The following is a 26,085-nucleotide window of genomic DNA, read 5'->3' on the forward strand; positions in this document are numbered from 1 at the left end:
GCGATGGGCACACCGATCGACACGACCGCCGCGCCGCCTCCCGCGCGCGCGCCGCTGATGACGGTGGAGGAGGCGTTGCAGCGCCTGCTGCAGGCGGTGCAGCCGCTGGATCTGCCGGTGGAGGAAGCGCCGCTGGAGGAGGCCGACGGGCGCGTGCTGGCCGCCGACGTCGTCGCGGCGCTGGACGTGCCGGGCTTCGACAACAGCCAGATGGACGGCTACGCGGTGCGCGCGGCCGACGTCGCCGCCGCCGTGGCCGAGGGACGGGCGCTGCCGGTGGCGCAGCGCATCGCCGCCGGGGCGTTCGGCGCCGCGCTGCAACCGGGGACGGTGGCGCGCATCTTCACCGGCGCGCCGCTGCCGACGGGGGCGGATGCCGTCGTCATGCAGGAGGAAGCGCAGCCCGGCGAGCCGCCGCCGGGGGCGGACGCGACGCTGGGCGCGCACGGCTGGGTGCGCTTCGCGTCGGCGCCGGCCCTTGGGCAGTGGGTGCGGCGCCGCGGTGAGGACGTGGCGCGCGGTGCGGTGGCGCTGGCCGCCGGCCTGCGGCTGCGTCCGGCGCATCTGGGTGTGGCGGCTTCGCTCGGCGTGGCGCGGCTGCCGGTGCGCCGGCGCCTGCGCGTGGCGCTGGCGCCCACCGGCGACGAGCTGGTGCAGCCCGGCACGGTGCCGCCCGAGCGGCTGCCGCCTGGCGCGATCTACAACAGCAGCCGCTACGCGCTGGTGCCGCTGCTGCGCCGGTTGGGTTTCGACGTCACGGTGCTGCCGGCGCTGCCGGATGAGCGCGCCGCCACCGAGCGGGCGCTGGCGCAGGCGGCGCTAACGCACGACGCCCTGCTGACCACCGGCGGCGTGTCGGTCGGCGAGGCCGACCACGTCAAGCCCGCGGTGCAGGCGCTGGGCGGGCTGGATCTGTGGCAGGTCTCGATGAAGCCCGGCAAGCCGTTCATGCACGGCTTCATCGATCGCGAGCGGCTCGGCGGGCAGGGGCGCTGCCACGTGTTCGGGCTGCCGGGCAACCCGGTCTCCAGCCTCGTGACCTTCCTGCTGCTGGCGCGCCCGGCACTGCTGTGGCTGGCCGGCGCGGCGGTGACGCCGGCGCTGCCGCCGGCGCTGCTGGCGCGCGCGGACTTCGACTGGCCGCGGCCGGACAAGCGGCGCGAGTTCGTGCGCGTGCGCCGCAACGCCGACGGTGCTCTGGAGGTGTTTCCGAACCAGAATTCCTCGGTGCTGACGTCGGTGGCGTGGGCGGACGGCCTGGCGGACATCGTCGCCGGGCGCACGCTGCGCCGTGGCGAGCTGGTGCCGTACTGGCCGCTGGCGGATTTCTTGGCTTGATGGGGAGACCTGCCGGGGAGATTCGATGCGCGTCACGGTGAAATACTTTGCGGCGCTGCGTGAGCAGCTCGGCACCGCGCAGGAGCAGCTCGACACCGACGTGGCGACGCTGCAGGCGCTGCGCGAGCAGCTGCGCGCGCGCGGCGGCGTCTGGGCCGAGGCGCTGGCCGAAGGGCGGCCGCTGCGCATGGCGCTCGACCAGACGATGGCCGACGGCGCCGCCGCGCTGCACGACGGCGCCGAGGTGGCGTTCTTTCCGCCCGTCACCGGAGGGTGAGGCCATGACTCTGCAGCGGCGCAGCGTGACGATCCAGACCGAACCGTTCGACCTCGGCGCCGAGGTGGCGGCGCTGCGCGCGGGCGATGCCGGCGTCGGCGCGGTGTGCGCGTTCCTCGGCACCGTGCGCGACGTCAACGACGGCGATGCGGTGGCGACGCTGGAGCTGGAGCACTACCCCGGCATGACCGAGCGTGCCATCGACGCGATGATCGACGAGGCGGCGCGGCGCTTCGACATCCGCGGCGTGCGCGTCATCCACCGCGTCGGGGTGCTCCAGCCGCAGGATCCGATCGTGCTGGTGGCGGTGACCTCGGCGCACCGCGGCCAGGCGTTTGCGGCATGCGAGTTCCTGATGGACTACCTCAAGACCCAGGCGCCGTTCTGGAAGAAGGAGCACACGCCGCAGGGCGCGCGCTGGGTCGATGCGCGCGTCAGCGACGATGCGGCGCTGGCGCGCTGGGGCATCGAGGCGAAGAACGCCTGAACCGCGCGTTTGCCCCCACGCGCGCGTTGGATCCGCGTCAACGACGCCGGGCTTGAAAGCGCGGCACAGTCGCCCCACATGGAATGGCAGTCTAACCTTTCGGAGCCCCTTCCATGCGGATCGACAAACTCACCACCTCGTTCCAGGAGGCCCTGGCCGAAGCGCAATCGATGGCGCTGGCCAAGGACCACGCCTACATCGAGCCGGCGCACGTGCTGGCCGCGTTGCTGCGGCAGGACGGCCCGCCGGCGCTGCTGCAGCGCGCCGGCGTCAACGTCGCGCAGCTGAAGAAGGCCGCCGAGGACGCCGTGCAGCGCCTGCCGCAGGTGCAGGGCCAGGAGCAGGTGCAGGTCGGCCGTGACACGGTCACGCTGCTGCAGGCCGCCGAGAAGGAGGCCGTCAAGCGCGGCGACCAGTTCATCGCCAGCGAGCTGTTTCTGCTGGCGCTGGCCGACAGCAAGATCATGCTGGCGGATGCCGCGCGCGCCGCGGGCCTGAACCGCAAGGCGCTGGAGGCCGCCATCGACGCCGTGCGAGGAGGACAAGCCGTGACGAGCCCCGAAGCCGAGAACCAGCGCGAGGCGCTGAAGAAGTACACCCTGGACCTGACCGAGCGCGCCCGCCAGGGCAAGCTCGACCCCGTGATCGGCCGCGACGACGAGATCCGCCGCACGATCCAGATCCTGCAGCGACGCAGCAAGAACAACCCCGTTCTGATCGGCGAGCCGGGCGTGGGCAAGACCGCCATCGTCGAGGGGCTGGCGCAGCGCATCGTCAACGGCGAGGTGCCGGAGACGCTGAAGAACAAGCGCGTGCTGGCGCTGGACATGGCGGGGCTGCTGGCCGGGGCCAAGTACCGCGGCGAGTTCGAGGAGCGCCTCAAGGCCGTGCTGAAGGAGATCGCCGCCGAGGAGGGGCGCATCATCCTCTTCATCGACGAGATCCACACCATGGTCGGCGCCGGCAAGGCCGAGGGCGCGATGGACGCCGGCAATATGCTCAAGCCCGCGCTGGCGCGCGGCGAGCTGCACTGCATCGGCGCCACGACGCTGGACGAATACCGCAAGTACATCGAGAAGGACGCGGCGCTGGAGCGGCGCTTCCAGAAGGTGCTGGTCGATGAGCCCAGCGTCGAGGCGACGATTGCCATCCTGCGCGGCCTGCAGGAGAAGTACGAGCTGCACCACGGCGTGGAGATCACCGACCCGGCCATCGTCGCCGCGGCGGAGCTGTCGCACCGCTACATCACCGACCGCTTCCTGCCGGACAAGGCGATCGACCTGATCGACGAGGCCGCCGCGCGCATCAAGATGGAGATCGACTCCAAGCCCGAGGCGATGGACCGGCTGGAGCGGCGCCTGATCCAGCTCAAGATCGAGCGCGAGGCGGTGCGCAAGGAGACCGACGAGGCCTCGCGCAAGCGGCTGGAGCTGATCGAGGAGGAGATCGCGCGGCTGGAGCGCGAGTACGCCGATCTGGAGGAGGTCTGGAAGGCCGAGAAGGCGCAGGTGCAGGGCTCCGCGCAGATCAAGGAGGAGATCGACCGCATCCGCTTCCAGATCGAGGAGCTCAAGCGCAAGGGCGACTTCAACAAGGTTGCCGAGCTACAGTACGGCCGCCTGCCGGAACTGGAGCGGCGGCTGCAGGAGGCGCAGGCGCGCGAGGCCGGCAAGGACGGCGCCAAGGGCTTCAAGCTGCTGCGCACGCAGGTCGGCGCCGAGGAGATCGCCGAGGTGGTCTCGCGCGCCACCGGCATCCCGGTCAGCAAGCTGATGCAGGGTGAGCGCGACAAGCTGCTGCAGATGGAGGCGCGGCTGCACGAGCGCGTGGTCGGCCAGGACGAGGCCATCGCCGCCGTCTCCAACGCCATCCGCCGTGCCCGCGCGGGCCTGAGCGACCCGAACCGGCCGCTGGGCAGCTTCCTGTTCCTTGGGCCCACGGGGGTCGGCAAGACCGAGCTGTGCAAGGCGCTGGCGGCCTTCCTGTTCGACAGCGAGCAGCACATGATCCGCATCGACATGAGCGAGTTCATGGAGAAGCACTCGGTCAGCCGCCTGATCGGCGCGCCGCCGGGCTACGTCGGCTACGAGGAGGGCGGCTATCTGACCGAGGCGGTGCGGCGCAAGCCCTACAGCGTCGTGCTGCTCGACGAGGTCGAGAAGGCCCACCCGGACGTCTTCAACGTGCTGCTGCAGGTGCTGGACGACGGGCGGCTGACCGACGGCCAGGGCCGCACGGTGGACTTCAAGAACACGGTCATCGTGATGACCTCCAACATCGGCTCGCAGCGCATCCAGCAGCTGGCGCAGCAGGGCCACGACATGGAGGACATCAAGGACGCGGTGTGGGAGGAGCTCAAGGCGCACTTCCGCCCCGAATTCCTCAACCGCATCGACGAGACGGTGGTGTTCCATCCGCTGGGGACCGAGCACATCAAGAACATCGCCCGCATCCAGCTGCGCACGCTGCAGGAGCGGCTGGCCAAGCTGGATCTGACGCTGACGTTTACCGACGCGGCGCTGGAGGAACTGGCCAAGGTCGGCTACGACCCGGTGTTCGGCGCGCGGCCGCTCAAGCGCGCGATCCAGCAGCGCATCGAGAACCCGCTGTCCAAGTTGATCCTCGAGGGGCGCTTCCCGCCCAAGAGCGAGATCCCGGTGGACGTGGATCCGGTGCGCGCGCCGGGGCAGTTCCTGTTCGGGCACACGGTGCACTGAAGGCGCGGTGGGGCCGCGACGGCCCCGCCTGCAGGCTGACCCAGGCCCCTGCCGGTTCGCCGGCGGGGGCTTGCGCCGTTGCGGAGGCTCAGAGGCCGTGGTACTCCCGGTACCACCGCACGAACCGCGCCACCCCCTCACGGAACGGCGTGCGCGGCGCGTAGCCGGTCAGGCGCTTGAGCAGCGTGCAATCGGCCCAGGTGGCCGGCACGTCGCCGGTCTGCATCGGAAGATAACGGCGCTGCGCCGGGCGGCCGACCTCGGCCTCGATCGCCTCCACGAAATCCAGCAGGCGCACCTTGTCGGAGTTGCCGATGTTGACCACGCGCCACGGCGCGGCGGGGCTCAGCGTGTCGCCCTCCAGCGGCTGCCAGCCGTGCTGCGGCGTGCGTGCATCCGGTGCGGGCGGCACGGCGTCGATCAGCAGCCGGATCGCGTGCACGAGGTCATCGACGTAGGTGAAGTCGCGCCACATCTCGCCGTGGTTGTAGAGGTCGATCGGCGTGCCCTCCAGAATCCCGCGGGTGAACTTGAAGAGGGCCATGTCCGGCCGCCCCCACGGGCCATAGACGGTGAAGAAGCGAAACATCGTCGTCGGCACGCCGTGGAGGTGCGCCCAGGCGTGGGCCATCGCCTCGTTGGCCTTCTTGGTGGCGGCATACAAGGTCAGCGGCCAGTCGGTTTTCTGCTGCTCGTCGAACGGCAGGCTGTCGTTGGCGCCATAGACGCTGCTGGTGGAGGCCATCAGCAGGTGGCGCGGCTTGAGTGCTCGAGCCACCTCCAGCACGTGGAAGGTGCCGATCAGGTTGGCGTCCACGTAGGCGCGCGGGTTTTCCAGGCTGTAGCGCACGCCGGCCTGCGCGGCCAGGTGGACGATGACGTCGGGCTGCGCGGCGCGCGCGGCGGCCTCAAGCGCCGGCAGGTCTTCCAGCATCGCCTCGGTGGCGACAAATCCAGGGTGTTCGCGCAGCAGCGCGTGGCGGCGCTGCTTGAGCCGCACGTCGTAGTAGTCGGTGAGACCATCGTAGCCGTGCACCGCATGGCCTTCCTCCAGCAGCTGCCGCGCCAGGTGAAAGCCGATGAAGCCGGCGGTGCCAGTGATGAAGACGCGCATCGGTGTGGCCATCGCTTCACATCCCCCACACGCCAATCGCGCGGCCGCCGATGGTCTCCGTGCGATGGAAGATCTTTTCCTCCCAGCTGCGCCCGGGCCGGCGGTCGAAGACGATCAGATGCGCTTCCTGCGCTCCGCACTGATCGGCGTAGGCGGCGGTCTGGGCGAGGCCTTCCTCGATCGTGGCCTCCAGGCTCTTGTGCAGGATTTTCAGTTCAAGGACGACGCGCTGCACCGGCCCGAGAAAGCCCTGCGCTTCATCCAGCGGCCACTCAAGGAGGAGGTCGGTGCGGCGACGCCCCAGGCCGTATTCGCGGCTGATGCGCCCGCCTCCGTTGACGATCCTCTGCAGGAAGGCTTGCAAGAGCAGCTGCGGGCCGGCTTCCTTGTATTGAAAGCGCTCGATCCAGGCGTCGGCGTTTTCGCGGAAAAACTGCTGGAAGGCGGCAAGGAGCTTGTCCATGTCCAGCCGGCGGTCTTGGGGGCGGACATACCAGGCCTGCTGCTGCGGCAGCATGTATTGGGTGCTGAAGGTGAGTTCGCGCGGGATGACTTCGCGGTAGATGCGGTTGCTGATCTCCGCCGACGGGATGCGTCGTATCAGCCCCAGGTCTTCGACATACTGCAGGTCGTCGCTGGGTAGATCATGCACGGCTTCGTCGCCGCCGGCCAGCAGGCGGCTGATGACGGCGTGCACGCGCGGCTCTCTTAACTTGTCGGTGAGCTGATCGAGGTGCGTGGCGCGGCTCTGGATCAGGCGCTCACGCGCCGCTTTGTAGCGCTCCAGCGTCACCGGCAGCGCGCGGTTCTTGCGCAGCTCCTTGTCTTGCCAGGTGCATTCGTGCCCCAGGGCATTGACCAGCCACGGCTGGCCGCGGGTGTCTTCCCAGAGTTCCGACCAGATGGCTTCATCGAAACGCTGGCCGGTGGCTTCGGTGTGCTGCAGCCACAGGGTGCGGGTCTCTTCCTCGCTGAAGTTGCCCAGCCGGATCGAGGCGGCCTTGATGTTGAAGGCGCTGCCGCCCGTGATGATCTCGCCGTCGCCGCTGTGGATGCGGTAGTCGCGCACGTCTCTGACCCCGCACAGCACCACCGTCTGCGGAAACGCCATCGGCCGCTGCGCGTAGCCGGCACGGATCTGGCGCAAAAGGGAAATGAGCGTATCGCCGACCAAGGCATCGACTTCGTCCAGCAGCAGCACGGCGGGGCGCTTGCCATCCATCTGGCTCCAATGCCGCAGCAGGGCGGTGAGCCGGTCACGAGGGTCGATGGCCTCGCCTTCACGGCGATACCACTCATAGAGTGCGCGCTCGCCGGTGCTGTCCTCAATGCTCCGAGCGATGGCGTGGCAAGCGGCGCTGATGCCGGCTCGCACATCGCCGCGAGCGGCTTGCGCGCCTTCGATGTTGGCGTAGGCGCAGCGGTGGCGGCCTTGGGCGTTCAAGTGCTGCATCAACGCCAGCAGCGCCGTGGTCTTGCCGGTCTGCCGTGGGGCGTGCAGCACGAAGTAGCGCTGCGCCTCAATCAGCCCCAGCACCTCCTCCAGGTCGATGCGCGCCAGCGGGTCAAGCAGGTAGTGCAAATCCGCTCGGCTCGGGCCAGCGGTGTTGAATTGCTTGCCAGTCACGCATCCCCTCCGAAAAGATCGCGGGTGTAAACACGTTCGGCTACGTCTTCCAAATCCGGGTGGCGGCGGTTGGCCAGGATCAGGTCGGCCTGCGCTTTGAACGATGCAAGGTCTTTCAACACCGGCGAGCGGAAGAAGTCGTCGCCGTCGTAGGCTGGCTCATAGACGATCACCGGCACGCCCTTGGCCTTGAGGCGCTTCATGACGCCTTGGATCGCTGAGGCGCGGAAGTTGTCCGAGCCCTGCTTCATGACGAGTCGGTAAATGCCGACCACCGGGGCGCGCCCGCCGGGCGTGACCAGCGTCTGCAGCCGGCGCAGCACGTCGTCGGCGATGAAGTCCTTGCGCGTGGCGTTGGCCGAGACGATGGCGGCGATCAGGTTCTGCGGCACGTCGCGGTAGTTGGCCAGCAGTTGTTTGGTGTCCTTCGGCAGGCAGTAGCCGCCGTAGCCGAAGCTCGGGTTGTTGTAGCCGGCGCCGATGCGCGGGTCCAGGCACACGCCGTCGATGATCTGGCGGGTGTCGAGCCCGTGCGTGGCGGCATAAGTGTCCAGCTCGTTGAAGAACGCCACGCGCATGGCCAGATACGTGTTGGCGAACAGCTTGATCGCCTCGGCCTCGGTCGGGTCGGTCAGCAGCACCGGCACGGCTTCCGGCGCGCGGCAGCCCTGGCGCAACAGGTCGGCGATGAGCTGACCGCGCGGGCCGCGGTCGCCGACGACGATGCGGCTGGGGGCGAGGTTGTCTTCCAGCGCGCGGCCCTCGCGCAGGAATTCGGGCGAGAAGACGATGCGGTCGGTGCCGTGGCGCTGGCGCAGCCGCGCCGTGAAGCCCACCGGCACGGTGGACTTGATGACCAGCGTGCTGCTCGGGTGGGCGGCCAGCGCCTGCGCCGCCACCGCCTCGACGCTGGAGGTGTCGAACGCGTTGGTGACCGGGTCGTAGTCGGTCGGGGTGGCAATGACGACGACGTCGGCGCTGGCCAGCGCCTGCGCCGCGTCGGTGGTGGCGGTGAGCTGCAGGTCGGCGCGCTCGCGCAGCCACTCCTCAGCCAGCGCGTCGTGGACGGTGGGGCGGCGCGCCTGCAGCGCCGCCACGCGCCGCGGGTCGATGTCCAGCACCGTCACGGGGTGGTGCTGCGCCAGCAGCAGCGCGTTAGCCAGGCCGACGTAGCCGGCGCCGGCGACGGTGATGCGTCGTGGGGAGACTGGGGCAGGGGCGTAGGTCATGGGCGAGTCGAACAGACGCAGGTGCGTGGCAGTATAAAGTCGGCCCTGCGTCGGTCATGCGCCGATGTCATACTCGACGCTCGCTTGACCGCATCGATCCCCAGCGTGATGATCCTTTGAACCATGCAACCCTCCGCTGCCTTTGTGGTGCCAGTCGGCGCCGTTCCCAACCATGATCCTGTCGCTTCGTGGCGGACTGTTGGCGTTTCCGATGCGATGCCGATCGATGTGTCGGTGGTGGTTCCGGTGTATCAGGAGCGCGACAACTTGGCTGAGCTGGTGGCGCGCGTGCAACAGGCTTTGCAGCCGACCGGTTGGTCGTTTGAGCTGATCTGCGTCGATGATGGGTCCACCGACGGCAGCCCTGCGTTGCTGGCTGAGCTGGCGGCTCAACGCCCGTGGCTGCGGCCCGTGGCGCTGGCGCGCAACTACGGGCAGTCCACGGCGTTGCAGGCGGGCTTTGAGCGTGCGCGCGGACGCTACATTGTGACGCTGGACGGCGACTTGCAAAACGACCCGGCTGACATTCCGGCGCTGATCGAGCGGCTGCAGCAGGATCCGGACGTGGACATGATCTCGGGCTGGCGCCGCCAGCGCCAAGACAAGGCGCTGTCACGCAAATGGCCGTCGATGCTGGCCAACCGGCTGATTTCCTGGGCTACGCGTGTCAAGCTGCACGACTACGGCTGCGCGCTCAAAGCCTATCGGCGCGAGATCATTGAACGCATCCACCTTTATGGTGAGTTGCACCGCTTCATCCCCTCCCTGGCCAAGGAAGCGGGCGCGCGCATCGTCGAGGTGCCAGTGCGCCACCATCCGCGCACGCGCGGCCAGTCGAAATACGGCCTCGATCGCACCTTTCGCGTGATCCTGGATCTGGTGCTGATCGTATTTTTTCTGCGCTATCGGCAGCGTCCGCTGCACGCCTTTGGGGGGTTGGGGCTTTGGCTGCTGGTTCCGGGCAGCCTGATCTTGTCGTATTTGGCGGCGCTGAAGCTGCTAGGACAGGATATCGGCGGGCGTCCGCTGCTGATGGTCGGGGTGATGATGGTGTTGATGGGGGTGCAGCTGATCGTGGCGGGGCTGACGGGCGAGCTGCTGATTCGCATCTACCACGAGGGCGCCGCCAGACCGCAATACCACACGCGTGCGTTGCCGGCGCCACGGCGCGAGGCATGAGACGCGCCCGCTTGCTGCGTCTGGCCGCCTCGCTGGGGATCTTGGCGGCGCTGCTGGCCTGGGTGGGCTGGCAGCCGCTGTTGCAAGCGCTCGGACAGGCTCAGCCCTTGTGGGTGCTGGCTGGGTTTGCGCTGGCCTTGCTGGCCAATTCGCTCTGCGCGTGGCGTTGGCGCGCGCTGGCCCAACGGCTGGGTCACCACATGACGGCAAGCTGGGCTTGGGTGGCCTACCTGCGCGGTCAGGCGCTCAACGCCGTGCTACCAGGGGCCACCGTCGGTGGCGACGTGTGGCGTGCCTGGGTGCTGCACCGTGCCGGCATGCCGCTGGCGCGCGCCAGCGCCAGCGTGGTGCTGGATCGGCTTTTCGGACTGTGGGCGCTGGTGTTGCTGGGCGCCGCGGCGCTGGGGCCGGCCTTGGCCTGGAGCGCGCCATCGGCAGCTTGGCCCAGGTTGCAAGCCTTGGCTGACCCTGCCGTCTTGGGGTTGTTGGCGTTGGCCACCTTGTTGTTGGCGCTGGGGCCCCTTGCACTGTTGCGCGCGGGGGCGCGTGTGCCGTGGGCAAAGCGACCTTGGTGGCGCGGCTGGCTAGAGCTGGCGCAGCGCGACCCGGTGGGCTTGTGGACGCAGCCCTTGGCGCTATCACTGGCAGCACAGGCCGCTACGGTGGCTGCGCTGGTGGCCGCCGCACGTGCACTGGAGGTGCCGCTGGCGTGGTGGTGGCTGGTGCCGGCGGCTACGCCGATCTTCATTGCGGCGGCGCTGCCGGTGGGACTGGGGGGATGGGGCACGCGCGAAGCGGCTGCCGTGGCGGTGCTGGGTCTGCTTGGCGTGCCCGCGACCCAGGCGGTGGCGCTGTCGGTGCTGTTTGGACTTTACCCATTGCTGCAGGCGCCGCTGGGGTTATGGCCGCTGCCCGACCTCCAGCGCTCCGGCGGGACTGCGGGCAAATCCTGACACGGCCAACGAGGAGACCAGCGACAAGAGCCCGGAACCTTGCCAGCGGCACTCGCCGATCACGTCCACGCCTGCCGCAAGCGCCTCTCTTACTGCACCTTGGCTCGAGCCCGCAGCTGCTCCTGGAAGCGGGCGAGTTTTTGCTGCTGCAATTGTTGTTGCAGCTGAGGCTTGACGGCTTCGAAATCCGGCAGTTGCGCCTTGCGCACGTCGTCCAAGCGAATAATGTGCCAGCCAAAGGGGCTCTTGACCGGCTCACGCGTCGTTTCGCCCTTGCCAAGTTTGACCATGGCTTGGCTAAATTCCGGCACAAACACATCCGGCGTGGCCCAGTCAAGGTCGCCACCGTTGGCTCCCGATCCTTTGTCTTTGGAGCGCTGGCGGGCCAGCTCGTCGAACTTAGCCCCCTTGGCCAGTTCGCTCAAAATGGCTCGGGCTTCCTCTTCAGAATCGACCAAGATGTGCCGCGCTCGGTATTCTTGCCCCATCGACTGCGCGATGCGGTCGTATTCGGCGCGCATTTCGGCCTCGGTGACGGGGTGGCGGCGCTGCTCGTCGGCGAACAGCTCGCGGATGAGCACGGTCTGGGTGGCCAGCTCAAGCTGGGCTTTGACCTCGGGCGAAGCGCGCAAGCCGCGGCGCTCGGCTTCCTGCATGAAGATTTCGCGCAAGATCGCTTCTTCGCGCAGTTGTTCGCGGATCTGATCGTCAATCGGTCGGCCCGAGCGCGCCACTTGGGCTTCGAGGGCTTTGAGCCGCGCCATCGGCACCGGCTTGCCGTTGACGATGGCCAGGTTTTGGGCCGCGGCGGGCAGGGTCAAGGCCAGCGCCAGCGCGGCCAGGGTGAAGTTTCGTTTCATGAGTCAAAAAAATGAAAAATGGAGGCCCATTCCGGCGTTCGCGGGCTACAGTGGAACTTTCAGGCCATTGATGAGGAAGGGTGACGCTCGATCTCCAGCGCAAGCGCATGAAGCCCCGCGTCAAAAGCCGGACGCAGCACATCATACACAACCCGATGGGCTGCCAATCGGCTCAGGCCATCGAGGCGGTCGGCAGCGATGCGCACGCGAAAATGGGTTCCGCCTCCACTAGGGGAAGCAGCCATGTGCCCCGCGTGGGCCGCGCTTTCGTCGATGACTTCGAGTTGCCGCGGGGCCAAGGCGGCCCTCAGCATCGCTTCGATCGAGGCTGCGCTGGGGGTGGTGCGTGGATGGGCGGGTGTCATGCCTCGTGATCCTTCAGATGACGAGCGATGTAGATACCTTGACCCAGGATGAAGGCCAAGGGGAAGATGTAGCCCCAAAGCTTAAAATCAACCCAGGCGTCGGTGGAAAACCAAGTGGCCATGACGGCATTGAGGATGGCCATGAACAGGCAGTAGGCGATCCAAGCCAGCGTCAAACGGCGCCACACCGCCGCAGGCAAGCTGAGCTGGTTGCCGAGCAACACGTGCAGCAGGTTGCGCCGCCAGCCCCAAAGCGCGGCGGCCAGCACCAGCGCCAATGCGGCGTAGAGCACGGTGGGCTTCCATTTGATGAACCGTTCATCGTGCAGGGCCAAAGTCAAGGCCCCAAACACCCAAATCAGCGCCAGCGTGACCTTCTGCAGGGTTTGCAGCTGCCGTTCCAAGGCGTAAACCACGCCCATTTGTATGGCGGTCGCCCCCATCAGCACCGCTGTGGCGGTGTAGATGCCATCAAGGCGGTAAGCCACAAAGAACGCCACCAGCGGCGCAAAGTCAAGCAGCCATCGCATGGCGCCGCATTATCCTCAAAGCTGGCGCGGGGCGTTTGCGGCTCAAGCCGCCTCCCAGCGCAACGCCGCGGAATTGATGCAGTAGCGCAAACCGGTCGGCGGCGGGCCGTCGTCGAACACGTGGCCCAGGTGTGCCCCGCAGCCCGCGCACAGCGTTTCGGTGCGCAGCATGCCGTGGCTGCGATCGAGTCGCTCGACGATGGCATCAGGGCGCGCGCGCCAGAAGCTCGGCCAGCCGCAGCCGGCGTCGAATTTGGTTTCGCTGTCGAACAGGTGGGTGCCGCAGACGATGCAGCGGTAGCGCCCGGGCTGCCACCACGACGCGTATCGACCGCTAAAAGGGCGCTCGGTGGCCGCGTGGCGGGTCACCTGCCATGCCAGCGGTTCAGCCTGCCCTTGCGCGGCCAGCGCTTGCAGGCGTTGCTGCCAAGCTTGGTCGTCAGGCCGCAGCGGGAAGCGGGCGGGTTCGGTCATGGTTTTGATGGGTAGAACTCCACAAACACCCCGAATTGTGGGTCGCCGAACCGTCCCTAGAGCCCGACGGCTTAAAGCCAGCGCGCTCGGTGGGGTTACGTGACCGCTTATGGCGTTGGTTTCGGGCCGCCCGAGCGTGTCAGGATTGTGGTTTGAGTTGAGAACCTGCCATGACGACATCCAGGAGCCCCCATTTCAAGCCAAGAGAACCCTCGGTGCCGCCAAGCTGCACGCCATCTTTTCCGACGAGCTGCTGAACAAGCTCTGATCCCTGGCCCGACGGACGCCGCCGGCGTTGCGGTCGTGCTCCGGAAATTGAAGAAGGCCGTCTTGGGCGCGCTGCCGGACGGTACCCGCGGTATTGTCGGGCTGTGGATCGACCACACCGAGGGCGCCAAGTTCTGGATGAAGGTTTTCAACGACCTGAAAACGCACGGCATGCAGGACATCCTGATCGGCGTTGCCGAGGGGCTTAAGGGCCTGCCGGAGGCGCTGAAAGCGGTGTATCCGGCCACAACAACGCTGCAGACAGCCTCGTGCACCTGATTCGCAACAGCCCCGACTTTGCCAGCTGGAAGGAGTGCAAGGCGCTGGCGGCGGCGATCAAGCCGATTGGCACTGCAGCAAGCGTGCCGGCGGCCATCACCGAGTGGGACGCCTTCGAGCAAGGCCCGTGGGGCCAGCGCTTGCCGACGTCGTTGCGGCCTGGCAGCGGGCCTGGAGCTGGGTAATTCCGTTTTTTGGCTTCGCGACTGAGATGCGGCGCATTCTTAACAACGCCAACGCCATCGAGAGCGTGCAAGCGCGGCGCGGGTATTTCCCATGCGACAAGGCTGCGACCAAGCCGATCTGGCTGGCTCTGCACATCATCACCGCCGAGTGGAGGCGCTCGAGCAGGGAGCGGAAGTTGGCGATGAACGAGTTTGTGATACCGTGCGGCGACCGCTTCATCCTCGCACCGCGCTGAGCCGCACGAAGACCGTTTCAGAAAACCGCCCCGCCCCCAAAATTGCAGACAGTCCCGCGTGACACGGTGCGCACCGAGCGTTACCTGTACCCATTGGGCGGGCGCCGCTTGTTCGCTTCGTCGTGACAGGCGCCGAGCTGATCTTGGACTGGCTTTCGACAGGTGAATTTTGATGGAGTTTGCCATCGTTACCCTGCTCAACGGACTGAGCTACGGCTTGCTGTTGTTCATGCTGAGCTCGGGGCTGACGCTGATCTTTTCATTGATGGGCGTGCTCAATTTTGCGCACGCCAGTTTTTATATGTTGGGGGCCTACTTGGGTTACGCCCTGACGCCCGTGCTGGGATTTTGGGGTGCGCTGGTGGCGGCGCCGTTAGCGGTGGGTGTGGCCGGCGCATTGTTTGAGCGCTTTTGCCTGCGCAAAGTGCATTCGTTTGGCCACGTGCCCGAGTTGCTGGTGACCTTTGGGCTGTCGTATGTGATGGTGGAGCTGGTGCAGTTGATCTGGGGGCGCACGGCGGTGCCGTTTCAGCCGCCCCCTGTTCTGCAGGGGCCGGCCTTTACATTGGTTCATCACGCCAACGACACGCTTGGGTTGGTGTGGGGGCGCGCCCCATCTGAGGTGTGTGCGCAGGCCACCTGCACGCCGTTTCCGGCCATGCGCGCTTTCATGATGGGGGTGTCGGTGGGCATGCTGGCGGCGCTAGGGCTGCTGGTCAAGCGCACCCGGGTGGGCTTGGTCATTCAGGCGGCGCTGACGCACCCGCAGATGGTGGAGGCGCTTGGGCACAACGTGCCGCGCGTGTTCATGCTGGTGTTCGGCGCCGGCTGCGCGCTGGCGGGGATGGCTGGCGTGATTGGCGGCAGCGCCTTCGTGACCGAGCCGGCAATGGCCGCCACGCTCGGCCCGCTGCTGTTTGCGGTGGTGGTGATCGGGGGGCTTGGCTCGCTGCCCGGCGCGTTGGTTGCGTCATTGCTGATCGGCATGATCCAGACGTGGGCGGTGGCGGTGGATCAATCGATGGGCTCGTTGCTTGCGAGTTTGGGCGCGCCGCTGTCGCCGCCTCTGCGCGACCAAGGCGTGTTGCGCTTGACGCTGTCGCAGGTGGCGCCCGTGCTGCCGTATGCGCTGCTGGTGTTGATTTTGATCTTGCGGCCCAAGGGGTTGCTCGGCACGCGCGAGCATTAAGCCAATGCTGCAGAAAGGATCCCGCATGGGTCTGACGCGCGATCCATGTCGTTTTGAGCGCTTTCGTTTTGAACGTTTCGGACAAGGGTGGGCGTGGTGGCTGTTTGCGCTGGTGTTGCTGCTGGCCCCGCAGGTGCTGGACAGTCATTTCGGCATCAGCATGCTGTCGCAAATGGGCATTGCGATCTTGGCTTGTTTGTCTTACAACTTTTTGTTTGGCCAAGGCGGCATGCTGAGTTTTGGGCACGCGGTTTACACCGGGCTGGGTTCGTATGCGGCGATCCACGCTTTGCTCAGGGCGGCTGACGGCGGCGTGATGATTCCGGTGTCGTTGATTCCTTTGGTGGGGGGCTTGGCGGGGTTGCTTGTTGCCGCCTTGTTCGGGTGGGTGATGACGCGCAAGGCGGGCACCGCCTTTGCCATGATCACCTTAGGCTTCGGCGAGCTCGTTTTTGCGCTGGCGCTGATGTTTCCGGATTGGTTTGGCGGCGAAGCTGGCATCAGCGCCAACCGCGTGGTCGGCGAGCCGTTTTTCGGCATTACTTGGGGGCCGAGCGTGCAGGTGTATTATCTGATAGCGGTGTACACCTATGTCGGCGTGGCGGCGATGTTCGCCTTGACCCGCACGCCATTGGGCCGTATCCTCAACGCCGTGCGAGACAATCCCGAGCGCGTCGAATTTATCGGCTACGACGTGCGAGCGGTGCGTTATTGGGCGATGATGGTGGCCGGGTTTTTTGCGGGTGTTTCCGGCGGCCTGGCGGCGATTTTGTTTGAGATCGTCACTCCTGAAGTGCTGGGATCGCTGCGCTCGGGCGCTTATCTGCTGTTTACCGTCTTAGGTGGATCGACGTTTTTCTTTGGGCCAATCCTGGGCGGTGTGCTGATGGTGTTGGCGTTGGTTTTTTTATCCGAGCTGACCCAGGCCTGGATGCTTTATCTTGGGCTGATTTTTGTGTTCATGATGATGCATGCGCCCGGGGGGCTGGCCAGCGTCATCATGGCTAATTTGCGTGTGGCCGCGCATGGCCGGTGGCGTGAGCTGTGGGGTGGCTATCTGGCCCTCGGCGGCACAGGGTTGGCGGCGCTGGCAGGCGCCAGTGCGATGATCGAAATGCTCTACCACTTGCAACATGAAGCCGCGTTGGGGCCGCATGTGGAGGTTTTCGGTCTGCTGCTGGATCCGCGCTCGGCTCAGCATTGGATCGGCGCGGCGTGGGTGCTGGCGACCGGGGCGGCGCTGTTTGAGCTGGCGCGGCGGCGCTTGCGCGCGCACTGGAACGAGATTCAGCTCGACATCGAGAAGGAAACCCAGCGGCGGGAGCGGGCGGCATGACGCAACCGGATCGCCGCGCGGACGGGGCCGGCGTGCCGGCGCTGGAGCTGCGCAACGTGGTCAAGCGCTTCGGCAAGACCGAGATCATCCGCGGCGTGAGCCTGGCGGTGCGCCGCGGCGAGCGGGTGGCCATCATCGGCCCCAACGGCGCGGGCAAGTCCACGTTGTTTGACCTCATCAGCGGGCGCTCGGCGCCCAGCAGCGGCGAAATCCTGCTCAACGGACGGCGCATCGATGGCAAAAAGCCGTTTGAGATCCACCGCCTAGGTCTGGGCCGCAGCTTTCAGATCACCAACCTCTTTCCCAAGCTCAGCGCGTTTGAGAACCTGCGCTGCGGGGTGCTGTGGAGCCTGGGCTACCGCTACACGTTCCTGAAGTTCCTGGCTGACCTGGACGACGCCAACGACCGCGCCGAGCAGCTGCTGGAGCGCATCGGGCTGCGCCAGAAGCGCAATATGTTGGCCATGCACCTCACCTACGCCGAGCAGCGCGCGCTGGAGATCGGCCTTGCCATCGCCGGCGGGGCGAATGTGATCCTGTTGGATGAGCCCACCGCCGGCATGAGCCAGAGCGAGACGCGCCGCTTCGTCGAGCTCATCCGCGAGGTCACCGAGGGCAAGACGCTGCTGATGGTGGAGCACGACATGGGGGTCGTCTTCAGCTTGGCGGATCGCATCGCGGTGTTGGCCTACGGTGAGGTCATCGCGTTCGACACCCCTCAGGCCGTCAGGGCCAATCCCCGCGTGCAAGAAGCCTACCTCGGCTCGGTGCTGGCCGAGCAGCAGGCCGCCGAGTCTGATCCCTAATATGCGCGCGAGGACGCAAGCCATGCTGGAGATCGACAACCTGCACGCCTTCTACGGCAAGAGCCACGTGCTGCACGGCGTGCGCTTTCAGGTCGGCCAAGGCGAGATCGTCGCGCTGCTCGGGCGCAACGGCTCGGGGCGCTCCACCACCGCCAAGGCGATCATGGGGCTGGTGGATGCGGAGGGCGACATCCGCTACCGCGGCGAGCGCCTCACCGGCCTTAAGCCGTTTGAGGTGGCGCGGCGCGGCATCGGCTACGTGCCGGAGAGCCGCGACATCTTTCCGACGCTGACGGTGCACCAGAACCTGACGCTGGGCATCAAGGGCCGCGGCCGCGGTGCGCGCTGGAGCTACGACGACATGTATGCGCTGTTTCCGCGTCTGAAGGAGCGCCAGCGCACCGAGGCCGGCGTGCTGTCGGGCGGCGAGCAGCAGATGCTGACGCTGTGCCGCTCGCTGATGGGCGACCCGGACCTCATCCTCATCGACGAGCCGACCGAGGGCCTGGCGCCGAAGATCGTCGAGCAGGTGGCGGCCTGCCTGCGCGCGCTGAAGGGTCGCGGCATCTCGGTGCTGCTGATCGAGCAGAAGTTGACGATCGCGCTGGACATCGCCGACCGCGTGCTGGTCATGGGCCATGGCCGCATCGTGTTCGACGGCACGCCGGCCGAGCTCAAGGCCAACCCGTCTGTGCGGCGCGAGTGGCTGGAGGTCGGCTGAGGGCCGCCGGCCAGACAACTGCGCGACAGCCGCCGCTGGCCGCCGGCGCGGCGCCTTTCTAGAATCCACGCGAGCCGAACGACCGTTCGATTTTTTCGCTTCGCTTTCCGGCATCCGATCGAGGAGACCGTCCATGACCGCTCACTACCAGATCCACGGCGACGTGGCCGTCATCACGCTGGACAATCCGCCCGTCAACGGGCTGGGGCTGAGCACCCGGCAGGCCATCGCGCAGGGGCTGGACCGCGCGCAGGACGATCCGGCCGTGCGCGCCATCGTGCTGACGGGCGCTGGCAAGGTGTTCTCCGGCGGCGCCGACATCAAGGAGTTCGGCTCGCCGCGCGCCTACCAGGATCCAAACCTGCTGAGCCTGATCCGAATGGTGGAACACCTGCGCAAGCCGGTGGTGGCCGCGGTGCACGGCGTCTGCATGGGCGGCGGGCTGGAGCTGGCGCTGGGCGCGCACCACCGCATCGCCGCGCCGGGCAGCAAGGTGGCGCTGCCGGAGGTCAAGCTCGGCCTGATCCCGGGCGCCGGCGGCACGCAGCGGCTGCCGCGCGCGCTGGGGGTAGAGCCGGCGCTGAACATGATCGTCAGCGGCGAGCCGGTGGCGGCCGAGTTGCTGGCGCAGGTGCCGGGGCAGCGGCTGTTCGACCGCATCGCCGCCAGCGCCGACACGCTGCTGGAGGAGGCGCTGGCGCTGGCGCGCGAGGCTGCCGAGCGCCACGCCTCCGGCGCGCCGCTGCCGCGCGTGCGCGACCTGCCGTGCCGCCATCCGCAGGGGGAGGCCTACTTCCAGTTCGCGCGCAACATGGTGAGCGCGCAGGCCAGGCACTACCCGGCCCCGCTCAAGTGCATCGACGCCGTGCAGGCCGCCGCCACCAAGCCGTTCGACGAGGGTCTGGCGCTGGAGCGGCAGACCTTCCTGAACCTGATGACGGACCCGGTGAGCGTGGCGCTGCGGCACGTCTTTATGGCCGAGCGCGCCGCCGGCAAGATCGCCGACGTGCCGCCGGACACCCCGCTGCGCGACATCCGTGCGGTGGCGGTGATCGGCGCCGGCACGATGGGCAGCGGCATCACGATCAACTTCCTCAACATCGGCCTGCCGGTCACGATCCTGGAGGCGAAACAGGAGGCGCTGGAGCGCGGCGTGGCCGCCATCCGCGCCATCTACGAAGGTCAGGTGGCCAAGGGCAAGCTCAAGCCCGAGCAGATGCAGCAGCGCCTGAGCCTGCTGCGCACCACGCTGTCGTATGACGACATCCGCGACGCCGACCTCGTCATCGAAGCGGTGTTCGAGGATCTGGAGGTCAAGCGCCAGGTGTTCGAGCGGCTCGACGCGGTGATGAAGCCGGGTGCGATCCTGGCCACCAACACCTCGACGCTGGACGTCAACCAAATCGCCGCCTTTACCCGGCGGCCGCAGGACGTCATCGGCACGCACTTCTTCAGCCCCGCGCACGTCATGAAGCTGCTGGAGGTGGTGCGCGGCGCGGCCACCGCCAGGGACGTGCTGGCCACCGTCTTGGCGCTGGGCAAGAGCATCAAGAAGACCTGCGTCGTCAGCGGCGTGTGCGACGGCTTCATCGGCAACCGCATGATCGAGCAGTACAGCCGCCAGGCCGGCTTCCTGCTGGAGGAGGGCTGCACGCCGCAGCAGGTGGACCGCGCGATCGAGGCGTTCGGCTTCGCGATGGGGCCGTTTCGCATGAGCGACCTGGCCGGCAACGACGTGGGCTGGGCTATCCGCAAGCGCCGCTACGTCGAAAAGCCCCACTTGCGCTACTCGCCGATCGCCGACCGGCTGTGCGAGCTGGGCCGCTTTGGCCAGAAGACCGGCGCCGGCTGGTACGACTACCAGCCAGGCCAGCGCGACCCCATCCCCAGCCCCGTGGTGCAGCAGCTGATGGAGGACGTCCGCCGCGAGCGCGGCCTCACCCCGCGCCCGGTTAGTGACGAGGAGATCGTGCAGCGGCTGGTGTTTGCGCTGGTCAACGAGGGCGCGCGCATCCTGGAAGAGGGCATCGCCGCGCGCGCCAGCGACATCGACATGGTGTACCTGACCGGCTACGGCTTTCCGGCCTGGCGCGGCGGGCCGATGCACTACGCCGAGCAGTTCGGCCTGTTCAACGTGATGCAGGCGATGAAGCGCTTCGCGCGCAACCCGAACGACGACGCGCAGTTCTGGCAGCCGGCACCGCTGATCCAGCGGCTGGTGACCGAAGGCCGGGGCTTCGCCTCGGTCTGACGCCAGCCGTCCGATCCGTTTCCGCATTTCCGCCAAGGGATCCACCATCATGAGCAACGCCGTCATCGTCTCCACCGCCCGCACGCCGCTGGCCAAGAGCTGGAAGGGCGCCTTCAACATGACCCACGGGGCCACGCTGGGCGGCCACGTGGTGCGCGCCGCCATCGAGCGCGCTCGGCTCGAGCCGGCCGAGGTCGAGGATGTGATCATGGGCTGCGCCAACCCCGAGGGCGCCACCGGCTGGAACATCGCGCGCCAGATCGCGCTGGCGGCCGGCTGCCCGGTCAGCGTCAGCGGCATCACCGTCAACCGCTTCTGCGCCTCTGGCCTGCAGACGATCGCGCTGGCCGCGCAGCGCATCATGAGCGGCGAAGGCGAGATCTACGTGGCCGGCGGGGTCGAGAGCATCTCGTGCGTGCAGAACGAGATGAACAAGCACATGTTCACCGATCCGGCGCTGCTGCAGCGCAAGCCCGAGATCTACTGGACCATGCTGCAGACCGCCGAGCAGGTGGCCAAGCGCTACGGCATCACGCGCGAGCAGATGGACGAATACGGCGCCGCCAGTCAGCAGAAGGCGTGCGCCGCCGCCGCCGCGGGCAAGTTCGACGACGAGATCGTGCCGATCACCGTTACCGCCGGCGTCGTGGACAAGGTGCGCGGCCTGGTGACGAAGGAGGTCACGGTCAGCCGCGACGAGGGCCTGCGCGAGGGCACGACGGTGCAGGCGATTGCCGCCATCAAGCCCGCGATCCCCGGCGGCACGATCGCCGCCGGCAACGCCAGCCAGTTCTCCGACGGCGCCGGCGCCTGCGTCGTGATGGACGAGAAGGTGGCCGAACGCAAGGGGCTGCAGCCGCTGGGGCGCTTCCTGGGCTTTGCGGTGGCGGGTTGCGAGCCGGACGAGATGGGCATCGGCCCGGTGTTTGCGGTGCCGAAGGTCCTCCAGCGCCTGGGGCTGACGGTGGACGACATCGACCTGTGGGAGCTCAACGAGGCGTTCGCGGTGCAGGTGATCTACTGCCGCGACCGCCTCGGCATCCCGTCGGAACGGCTCAACGTCAACGGCGGCGCGATCGCGATCGGCCACCCCTACGGCATGTCCGGTCAGCGGCTCACGGGCCACGCGCTGATCGAGGGCAAGCGCCGCGGCGCCAAGCGCGTCTGCGTCACGATGTGCATCGGCGGCGGCATGGGGGCGGCCGGCGTGTTCGAGGTGTTGTGAGATGGTTGCGCCGTCTGCGGCCCCGCCCAACACGGTGGCACAGTCGGACTGTGCCCGCACCGTGCAAGCGTTGTTTGACCTGACCGGGCGCGTGGCGCTGGTCACCGGCGGCTCGCGCGGGCTGGGTTTACAGATCGCGCAGGCGCTTGGCGAGGCTGGCGCCAAACTGATGCTGGCTGCGCGCAAGGCCGAAGAGCTGGAAGAGGCGGTGGCCGCGCTGCAGGCGCAGGGGATCGACGCGCGCTGGTGCGCCGCCGACTGCGCGCGCGAAAATGATTTGCAGCGCTTGGTTCAGGAGACGTTGCAGCGGCTGGGCGACATCGACATCCTGGTCAACAACGCCGGGGCAGCATGGGGCGCGCCGGCGGAGGAGCATCCGCTGGAGGCGTGGGACAAGGTGATGAACCTCAACGTGCGCGGCTACTTCATCCTGAGCCAGCTGGTGGGTCGCCACAGCATGATCCCGCGCCGCCGCGGCAGCATCCTCAACGTCGCCTCGATCGCCGGGCTGGGCGGCAACCCGCCGGACATGCGCACGCTGGCCTACAACACCTCCAAGGGCGCGGTGATCAACTTCACGCGCGCGCTGGCGGCGGAGTGGGGGCGCTACGGCATCCGCGTCAACGCGCTGTGCCCGGGCTTCTTCCCGAGCAAGATGACGTGCGGCACGCTGCAGGCCATGGGCGAGCCGCGGCTGGCCGCCGCCGCGCCGCTGAACCGCCTCGGCGACGACGAAGACCTGAAGGGCGCGGCGCTGCTGTTCGCCTCCGACGCCGGCAAGCACATCACGGGCCAGTGGCTGGCGATCGACGGCGGCGTCAGCGCCGTCATTGGCGCCTGACCCCGCGGCAGTGGCCCCCGCCCGCTTCCACGATCCACGCCCGAGGAGTCCGACCATGCCCCGCAACCAGCAGATCCTGCTCGTCAGCCGCCCGCAGGGCGAGGCGACGCTGGACAACTTCCGCCTCGTCGAGACCGAGACGCCCCCGCTGCGCGACGGCCAGGTGCTGGTGCGCCACCATTACCTGAGCCTGGACCCTTACATGCGCGGGCGCATGAACGAGGGCAAGAGCTACGCCGCGCCGCAGCCGCTGAACGAAGTGATGATCGGCGGCACCGTCGGCCAGGTGGAGGCCAGCCGCCACCCCCGCTACGCCCCCGGCGACTGGGTCGTCGGCATGGGCGGCTGGCAGCTCTACAGCGTGGTCGACGCCCACCAGCCCGGCGCGCTGCGCAAAGTGGACGTCACGCGCATCCCGCCGAGCCACTACCTCGGGGCGGTCGGCATGCCGGGGGTCACGGCCTGGTATGGCCTGGTCAAGATCCTGGAGCCGAAGGCGGGCCAGACGATCACGGTCAGTGCGGCGGCCGGGGCGGTCGGCAGCGCGGTGGGCGTGCTGGCCAAGCAGCGCGGCTGCCGCGTGGTGGGCATCGCCGGTGGCCCCGAGAAATGCGCCTACGTGCGCGATGAGCTCGGCTTCGACGACTGCGTCGATTACCGCCAGCACCCCGACCTGCGCAGCCTGGCCGCGGCGCTGAAGGCGGCCTGCCCGGACGGCATCGACGGCCATTTCGAAAACGTCGGCGGCGCCGTGCTGGATGCGGTGATGCTGCGCGCCCATGCGTTTGCGCGCGTGGCGCTGTGCGGCATGATCGCCGGCTACGACGGCCAGCCGCTGCCGATGCTCAACCCGTCGCTGATCCTCATCAACCGCATGCGCATCGAGGGCTTCATCGTCAGCGAGCACATGGAGGTCTGGCCGCAGGCGCTGGCTGAACTCGGCGAGCTGGTGGCCAGCGGGCGCTTTCGCCCGCGCGAGACGGTCGCGCAGGGGCTGGCGGCAGCGCCGCAGGCGTTTCTCGGCCTGCTCAAAGGCCGCAATTTCGGCAAGCAGCTGGTCAAGCTGGTCGATTGAGATCGGAGCTGCTCGGTTTTCGGGCTTAGAGCGCCTGAAGCCCGGTGTGGGCGGTTCGGTGACCGATGGCGCGAGGGTGCGCTTCCCAAATGCCTGCGTCCGCATCACCGTTGCGCTTGCCTTCCTGTGGCAAACTCAAACGCTTACGATGTTGATACCTTGGTCTTACTAACCGTGAGCGCAACGATCGTGGCGCGTCTGGCCGAAGAGCTGGGCGTGCGAGCCAGTCAAGTCCAAGCCGCTGTCGATCTGCTAGACGGCGGCGCCACCGTCCCCTTCATCGCCCGCTACCGCAAGGAGGCCACCGGCGGCCTGACCGACACCCAGCTGCGCCAGCTCCAGCAGCGCCTGACCTACCTGCGCGAGCTGGAGGAGCGCCGCGCCGCCATCCTGCGCAGCATCGAGGAGCAGGGCAAGCTCACCCCCGAGCTGCGCGCGGCGCTGGAGGCCGCGGCGACCAAGCAGGATCTGGAAGACCTCTACCTGCCGTACAAGCCCAAGCGCCGCACCAAGGGGCAGATCGCGCGCGAGGCGGGGCTGGAGCCGCTCGCGGACGCCCTGTGGGCCGACCCGACGCTGGACCCGCACGCCGCCGCCCAGCCTTACGTGAAGGAGGCCAAGGGCGAGGACGGCAGCGACTTCACCACCGTGGCTGCGGTGCTGGACGGCGTGCGCGACATTCTGAGCGAGCGCTGGGCCGAGGACGCCGCGATCGTGCAGCCGCTGCGCGAGTGGCTGTGGGCCGAGGGGCTGCTGCGCAGCCGCCGCATCGAGGCGCGCAACCCGGACGACCCGGAGGTCGCCAAGTTCCGCGACTACTTCGAGCACGACGAGCCGATCGCGCGCGTGCCGTCGCACCGCGCGCTGGCGATGCTGCGTGGCCGCGCGCAGGAGGTGTTGGACCTGTGCCTCGTGCCGCCGCGGGAGGCGCCGGCCGGCCAACCGTCCGAGGCCGAGGTGCGGCTCGCCCGGCTGCTGGGCTGGAGCCACCAGGGCCGCGCCGCCGACGACCTGCTGCGCCGCTGCGTGGCGTGGACGTGGCGCGTGAAGCTGAGCCTGTCGATCGAGCGCGACCTGTTCGCCCGTCTGCGCGAGCAGGCCGAGGCGGTGGCGATCCAGGTGTTCGGCGCCAACCTGCGCGACCTGCTGCTGGCCGCCCCAGCCGGCGCGCGTCCGACGATGGGGCTGGACCCCGGCATCCGCACCGGCGTCAAGGTGGCGGTGGTGGACGCCACCGGCAAGGTGGTGGACACCGCCACGGTCTATCCGTTCGAGCCTCGGCGCGATGTCGAAGGGGCGCTGGCGACGCTGGCCGCGCTGGTGCGGCGCCACGGCGTGGAGCTGATTGCCATCGGCAACGGCACCGCCAGCCGCGAGACCGACCGGCTGGTGGGTGAGTTGCTGCAGCGCCTGCGCCAGGGCGGGGCAAGTCCCCTGCCGCAGAAAGTCGTCGTCAACGAGGCTGGGGCGTCGGTTTACAGCGCCAGCGAGCTGGCCGCGCAGGAGCTGCCCGATCTGGACGTCAGCCTGCGCGGGGCGGTCAGCATCGCGCGCCGGCTGCAGGATCCGCTGGCGGAACTGGTCAAGATCGACCCCAAGAGCATCGGCGTCGGCCAGTACCAGCACGACGTCGATCAGGCGCAGCTGGCGCGCACGCTGGATGCGGTGGTGGAGGACTGCGTCAACGCCGTCGGCGTCGACCTCAACACCGCCAGCCCCGCGCTGCTGGCGCGCGTCTCGGGCCTGTCGGCGGCCACCGCGCGCGCGGTGGTGCGCTGGCGCGACGCGCACGGGGCGTTCCGCAACCGACGCCAGCTGCTGGAGGTCAGCGGCATCGGGCCGAAGACCTTCGAGCAATGCGCGGGCTTTTTGCGCATCCGCGGTGGCGATGAGCCGCTGGACATGACCGGCGTGCACCCGGAGGCCTACCCGGTGGTGCAGCGCATCCTGGCCGCCGCCGGGCAGCCGATCGAGGCGCTGCTCGGCCAGCGCGAGCGGCTGCGCGGGCTCGATGCGCGCCGCTTCACCGACGAGCGCTTTGGCGAGCCGACCGTGCGCGATATCCTGGCCGAGCTGGAAAAGCCAGGCCGCGATCCGCGTCCGGCGTTCCGTGTCGCGCGCTTCGATGACGCGGTGCAGGATTTGGAAGACCTCAAGCCCGGCATGGTGCTGGAAGGCACGGTAACCAACGTCGCCCAGTTTGGGGCGTTCGTGGATATCGGGGTGCATCAGGACGGACTGGTGCACGTCAGCCAGCTGGCGCGCCACTACGTGGCCGACGCCCGCAGCGTCGTCAAGGTCGGCGACGTGGTACGCGTCAAGGTGCTGGAGGTGGACGTGTCGCGGCGGCGCATCGCGCTGTCGCTGCGGCTGGATGCGGAAGTCGGCGGCATGGCCGCTGCCGGTGCTCGGTCAGCCTCGGGCGGCCAACCGATGCGCGTGCCACGGCCCCAGGCTGCGGCAACGCCAACCGCGATGGCTGCCGCCTTCGCTCGTCTGCAAAACCGCGCACGCGGCTAGGGGA

General features: G+C 68.2%; 22 protein-coding genes and 1 pseudogene. 16 read left to right on the forward strand and 7 right to left on the reverse strand.

From position 1 onward, the window contains the following. Nucleotides 1-3: 3 nt before the first annotated feature. The 4 genes from Talka_RS04030 (at nucleotide 4) to clpB (ending at nucleotide 4,819) form a co-directional block, all read left to right on the forward strand. Nucleotides 4-1,338, forward strand: coding sequence for a molybdopterin molybdotransferase MoeA (locus Talka_RS04030; RefSeq protein WP_246100565.1), 1,335 nt, complete (start codon nucleotides 4-6; stop codon nucleotides 1,336-1,338). A gap of 25 nt (nucleotides 1,339-1,363) precedes the next feature. Further along, nucleotides 1,364-1,615 carry a molybdopterin converting factor subunit 1 gene (moaD, locus tag Talka_RS04035; RefSeq protein WP_143889834.1) on the forward strand — a complete coding sequence of 84 codons (252 nt, stop codon included), beginning with the start codon at nucleotides 1,364-1,366 and terminating at the stop codon, nucleotides 1,613-1,615. Between the two features lie 4 nt (nucleotides 1,616-1,619). After that, the gene (moaE, locus tag Talka_RS04040; RefSeq protein WP_143889835.1) at nucleotides 1,620-2,102 is read left to right on the forward strand and encodes a molybdopterin synthase catalytic subunit MoaE; all 483 of its coding nucleotides are present in this window, start codon (nucleotides 1,620-1,622) and stop codon (nucleotides 2,100-2,102) included. A 113-nt stretch (nucleotides 2,103-2,215) separates the two neighbouring features. Further along, nucleotides 2,216-4,819 (forward strand): ATP-dependent chaperone ClpB, encoded by a 2,604-nt coding sequence (gene clpB, locus Talka_RS04045; RefSeq protein WP_143889836.1) that lies wholly within the window; start codon nucleotides 2,216-2,218, stop codon nucleotides 4,817-4,819. 88 nt (nucleotides 4,820-4,907) lie between these two features. On the opposite strand, the gene Talka_RS04050 is transcribed toward clpB, so the two are convergent. Genes Talka_RS04050 through Talka_RS04060 form a run of 3 tightly spaced genes read right to left on the reverse strand, consistent with a single transcriptional unit; the run spans nucleotide 4,908 to nucleotide 8,789 of the window. Further along, a complete protein-coding gene (locus Talka_RS04050; protein ID WP_246100566.1) occupies nucleotides 4,908-5,945 on the reverse strand; it encodes an NAD-dependent epimerase/dehydratase family protein in 1,038 nt (345 codons plus the stop codon). 4 nt (nucleotides 5,946-5,949) lie between these two features. After that, nucleotides 5,950-7,560, reverse strand: coding sequence for an AAA family ATPase (locus tag Talka_RS04055; protein WP_143889837.1), 1,611 nt, complete (start codon nucleotides 7,558-7,560; stop codon nucleotides 5,950-5,952). Continuing rightward, the gene (locus Talka_RS04060; RefSeq protein ID WP_143889838.1) at nucleotides 7,557-8,789 is read right to left on the reverse strand and encodes a nucleotide sugar dehydrogenase; all 1,233 of its coding nucleotides are present in this window, start codon (nucleotides 8,787-8,789) and stop codon (nucleotides 7,557-7,559) included. The genes Talka_RS04055 and Talka_RS04060 overlap by 4 nt, the downstream gene beginning before the upstream one ends. 216 nt (nucleotides 8,790-9,005) lie before the next feature. Between Talka_RS04060 and Talka_RS04065 the strand changes: the two genes are divergently transcribed. Together Talka_RS04065 and Talka_RS04070 are read left to right on the forward strand one after the other, a co-directional pair. Next, nucleotides 9,006-9,968, forward strand: coding sequence for a glycosyltransferase family 2 protein (locus tag Talka_RS04065; protein ID WP_143889839.1), 963 nt, complete (start codon nucleotides 9,006-9,008; stop codon nucleotides 9,966-9,968). Then, entirely contained in the window at nucleotides 9,965-10,921 is a 957-nt protein-coding gene (locus Talka_RS04070) for a lysylphosphatidylglycerol synthase transmembrane domain-containing protein (RefSeq protein ID WP_143889840.1), read from the forward strand. Before Talka_RS04065 ends, Talka_RS04070 begins: the two co-directional genes overlap by 4 nt. Before the next feature lie 89 nt (nucleotides 10,922-11,010). On the opposite strand, the gene Talka_RS04075 is transcribed toward Talka_RS04070, so the two are convergent. Genes Talka_RS04075 through msrB form a run of 4 tightly spaced genes read right to left on the reverse strand, consistent with a single transcriptional unit; the run spans nucleotide 11,011 to nucleotide 13,150 of the window. Then, the gene (locus tag Talka_RS04075; protein ID WP_143889841.1) at nucleotides 11,011-11,781 is read right to left on the reverse strand and encodes a peptidylprolyl isomerase; all 771 of its coding nucleotides are present in this window, start codon (nucleotides 11,779-11,781) and stop codon (nucleotides 11,011-11,013) included. Between the two features lie 59 nt (nucleotides 11,782-11,840). Continuing rightward, complete coding sequence (locus tag Talka_RS04080; RefSeq protein WP_143889842.1) at nucleotides 11,841-12,146, reverse strand: BolA family protein; 306 nt, start codon at nucleotides 12,144-12,146, stop codon at nucleotides 11,841-11,843. Next, nucleotides 12,143-12,676 (reverse strand): septation protein A, encoded by a 534-nt coding sequence (locus Talka_RS04085; protein ID WP_143889843.1) that lies wholly within the window; start codon nucleotides 12,674-12,676, stop codon nucleotides 12,143-12,145. The genes Talka_RS04080 and Talka_RS04085 overlap by 4 nt, the downstream gene beginning before the upstream one ends. A 42-nt stretch (nucleotides 12,677-12,718) precedes the next feature. Continuing rightward, nucleotides 12,719-13,150 (reverse strand): peptide-methionine (R)-S-oxide reductase MsrB, encoded by a 432-nt coding sequence (gene msrB, locus Talka_RS04090; RefSeq protein ID WP_143889844.1) that lies wholly within the window; start codon nucleotides 13,148-13,150, stop codon nucleotides 12,719-12,721. A gap of 297 nt (nucleotides 13,151-13,447) precedes the next feature. On the opposite strand from msrB, the pseudogene Talka_RS12085 reads away from it, so the two are divergent. The 10 genes and pseudogenes from Talka_RS12085 to Talka_RS04150 all read left to right on the forward strand — a co-directional run. After that, nucleotides 13,448-14,117 (forward strand): annotated as a pseudogene (locus Talka_RS12085) (transposase); the annotation flags it as partial. 172 nt (nucleotides 14,118-14,289) lie between these two features. Further along, nucleotides 14,290-15,306 (forward strand): branched-chain amino acid ABC transporter permease, encoded by a 1,017-nt coding sequence (locus Talka_RS04110; protein ID WP_143889848.1) that lies wholly within the window; start codon nucleotides 14,290-14,292, stop codon nucleotides 15,304-15,306. 25 nt (nucleotides 15,307-15,331) lie between these two features. Further along, on the forward strand, nucleotides 15,332-16,642 hold the full coding sequence (locus Talka_RS04115) for a branched-chain amino acid ABC transporter permease (protein WP_143889849.1): 1,311 nt from the start codon (nucleotides 15,332-15,334) through the stop codon (nucleotides 16,640-16,642). Next, nucleotides 16,639-17,448, forward strand: coding sequence for an ABC transporter ATP-binding protein (locus tag Talka_RS04120; protein ID WP_143889850.1), 810 nt, complete (start codon nucleotides 16,639-16,641; stop codon nucleotides 17,446-17,448). Before Talka_RS04115 ends, Talka_RS04120 begins: the two co-directional genes overlap by 4 nt. A gap of 22 nt (nucleotides 17,449-17,470) precedes the next feature. Further along, the gene (locus tag Talka_RS04125; RefSeq protein ID WP_143889851.1) at nucleotides 17,471-18,169 is read left to right on the forward strand and encodes an ABC transporter ATP-binding protein; all 699 of its coding nucleotides are present in this window, start codon (nucleotides 17,471-17,473) and stop codon (nucleotides 18,167-18,169) included. A 133-nt stretch (nucleotides 18,170-18,302) separates the two neighbouring features. Further along, nucleotides 18,303-20,420 carry a 3-hydroxyacyl-CoA dehydrogenase NAD-binding domain-containing protein gene (locus Talka_RS04130; protein ID WP_143889852.1) on the forward strand — a complete coding sequence of 706 codons (2,118 nt, stop codon included), beginning with the start codon at nucleotides 18,303-18,305 and terminating at the stop codon, nucleotides 20,418-20,420. 49 nt (nucleotides 20,421-20,469) lie between these two features. Continuing rightward, nucleotides 20,470-21,645 carry an acetyl-CoA C-acyltransferase gene (locus tag Talka_RS04135; protein WP_143889853.1) on the forward strand — a complete coding sequence of 392 codons (1,176 nt, stop codon included), beginning with the start codon at nucleotides 20,470-20,472 and terminating at the stop codon, nucleotides 21,643-21,645. 1 nt (nucleotide 21,646) lies between these two features. Next, entirely contained in the window at nucleotides 21,647-22,486 is an 840-nt protein-coding gene (locus Talka_RS04140) for an SDR family oxidoreductase (protein ID WP_143889854.1), read from the forward strand. A 55-nt stretch (nucleotides 22,487-22,541) separates the two neighbouring features. Continuing rightward, nucleotides 22,542-23,561: an NADP-dependent oxidoreductase gene (locus Talka_RS04145; protein ID WP_143889855.1), complete on the forward strand. Its 1,020-nt coding sequence runs from the start codon at nucleotides 22,542-22,544 to the stop codon at nucleotides 23,559-23,561. A gap of 174 nt (nucleotides 23,562-23,735) precedes the next feature. Next, the gene (locus tag Talka_RS04150) at nucleotides 23,736-26,081 is read left to right on the forward strand and encodes a Tex family protein (protein ID WP_246100567.1); all 2,346 of its coding nucleotides are present in this window, start codon (nucleotides 23,736-23,738) and stop codon (nucleotides 26,079-26,081) included. The last annotated feature ends 4 nt before the right edge of the window (nucleotides 26,082-26,085 follow it).

Origin of the sequence: Tepidimonas alkaliphilus (assembly GCF_007556595.1) — a bacterium.
Classification (GTDB): Bacteria; Pseudomonadota; Gammaproteobacteria; order Burkholderiales; family Burkholderiaceae_C; genus Tepidimonas; species Tepidimonas alkaliphila.

Bases quoted from the DNA above. Each gene is read 5' to 3' on its own strand.
- Talka_RS04135 (WP_143889853.1), top strand. From the start codon at position 20,470: ATGAGCAACGCCGTCATCGTCTCCACCGCCCGCACGCCGCTGGCCAAG.
- Talka_RS04110 (WP_143889848.1), top strand. From the start codon at position 14,290: ATGGAGTTTGCCATCGTTACCCTGCTCAACGGACTGAGCTACGGCTTG.
- Talka_RS04115 (WP_143889849.1), top strand. From the start codon at position 15,332: ATGGGTCTGACGCGCGATCCATGTCGTTTTGAGCGCTTTCGTTTTGAA.
- Talka_RS04070 (WP_143889840.1), top strand. From the start codon at position 9,965: ATGAGACGCGCCCGCTTGCTGCGTCTGGCCGCCTCGCTGGGGATCTTG.
- Talka_RS04130 (WP_143889852.1), top strand. From the start codon at position 18,303: ATGACCGCTCACTACCAGATCCACGGCGACGTGGCCGTCATCACGCTG.
- msrB (WP_143889844.1), bottom strand. From the start codon at position 13,150: ATGACCGAACCCGCCCGCTTCCCGCTGCGGCCTGACGACCAAGCTTGG.
- Talka_RS04140 (WP_143889854.1), top strand. From the start codon at position 21,647: ATGGTTGCGCCGTCTGCGGCCCCGCCCAACACGGTGGCACAGTCGGAC.
- Talka_RS04065 (WP_143889839.1), top strand. From the start codon at position 9,006: ATGCCGATCGATGTGTCGGTGGTGGTTCCGGTGTATCAGGAGCGCGAC.
- Talka_RS04060 (WP_143889838.1), bottom strand. From the start codon at position 8,789: ATGACCTACGCCCCTGCCCCAGTCTCCCCACGACGCATCACCGTCGCC.
- moaE (WP_143889835.1), top strand. From the start codon at position 1,620: ATGACTCTGCAGCGGCGCAGCGTGACGATCCAGACCGAACCGTTCGAC.
- Talka_RS04085 (WP_143889843.1), bottom strand. From the start codon at position 12,676: ATGCGATGGCTGCTTGACTTTGCGCCGCTGGTGGCGTTCTTTGTGGCT.
- clpB (WP_143889836.1), top strand. From the start codon at position 2,216: ATGCGGATCGACAAACTCACCACCTCGTTCCAGGAGGCCCTGGCCGAA.
- moaD (WP_143889834.1), top strand. From the start codon at position 1,364: ATGCGCGTCACGGTGAAATACTTTGCGGCGCTGCGTGAGCAGCTCGGC.
- Talka_RS04145 (WP_143889855.1), top strand. From the start codon at position 22,542: ATGCCCCGCAACCAGCAGATCCTGCTCGTCAGCCGCCCGCAGGGCGAG.
- Talka_RS04050 (WP_246100566.1), bottom strand. From the start codon at position 5,945: ATGGCCACACCGATGCGCGTCTTCATCACTGGCACCGCCGGCTTCATC.
- Talka_RS04075 (WP_143889841.1), bottom strand. From the start codon at position 11,781: ATGAAACGAAACTTCACCCTGGCCGCGCTGGCGCTGGCCTTGACCCTG.
- Talka_RS04080 (WP_143889842.1), bottom strand. From the start codon at position 12,146: ATGACACCCGCCCATCCACGCACCACCCCCAGCGCAGCCTCGATCGAA.
- Talka_RS04125 (WP_143889851.1), top strand. From the start codon at position 17,471: ATGCTGGAGATCGACAACCTGCACGCCTTCTACGGCAAGAGCCACGTG.
- Talka_RS04120 (WP_143889850.1), top strand. From the start codon at position 16,639: ATGACGCAACCGGATCGCCGCGCGGACGGGGCCGGCGTGCCGGCGCTG.
- Talka_RS04030 (WP_246100565.1), top strand. From the start codon at position 4: ATGGGCACACCGATCGACACGACCGCCGCGCCGCCTCCCGCGCGCGCG.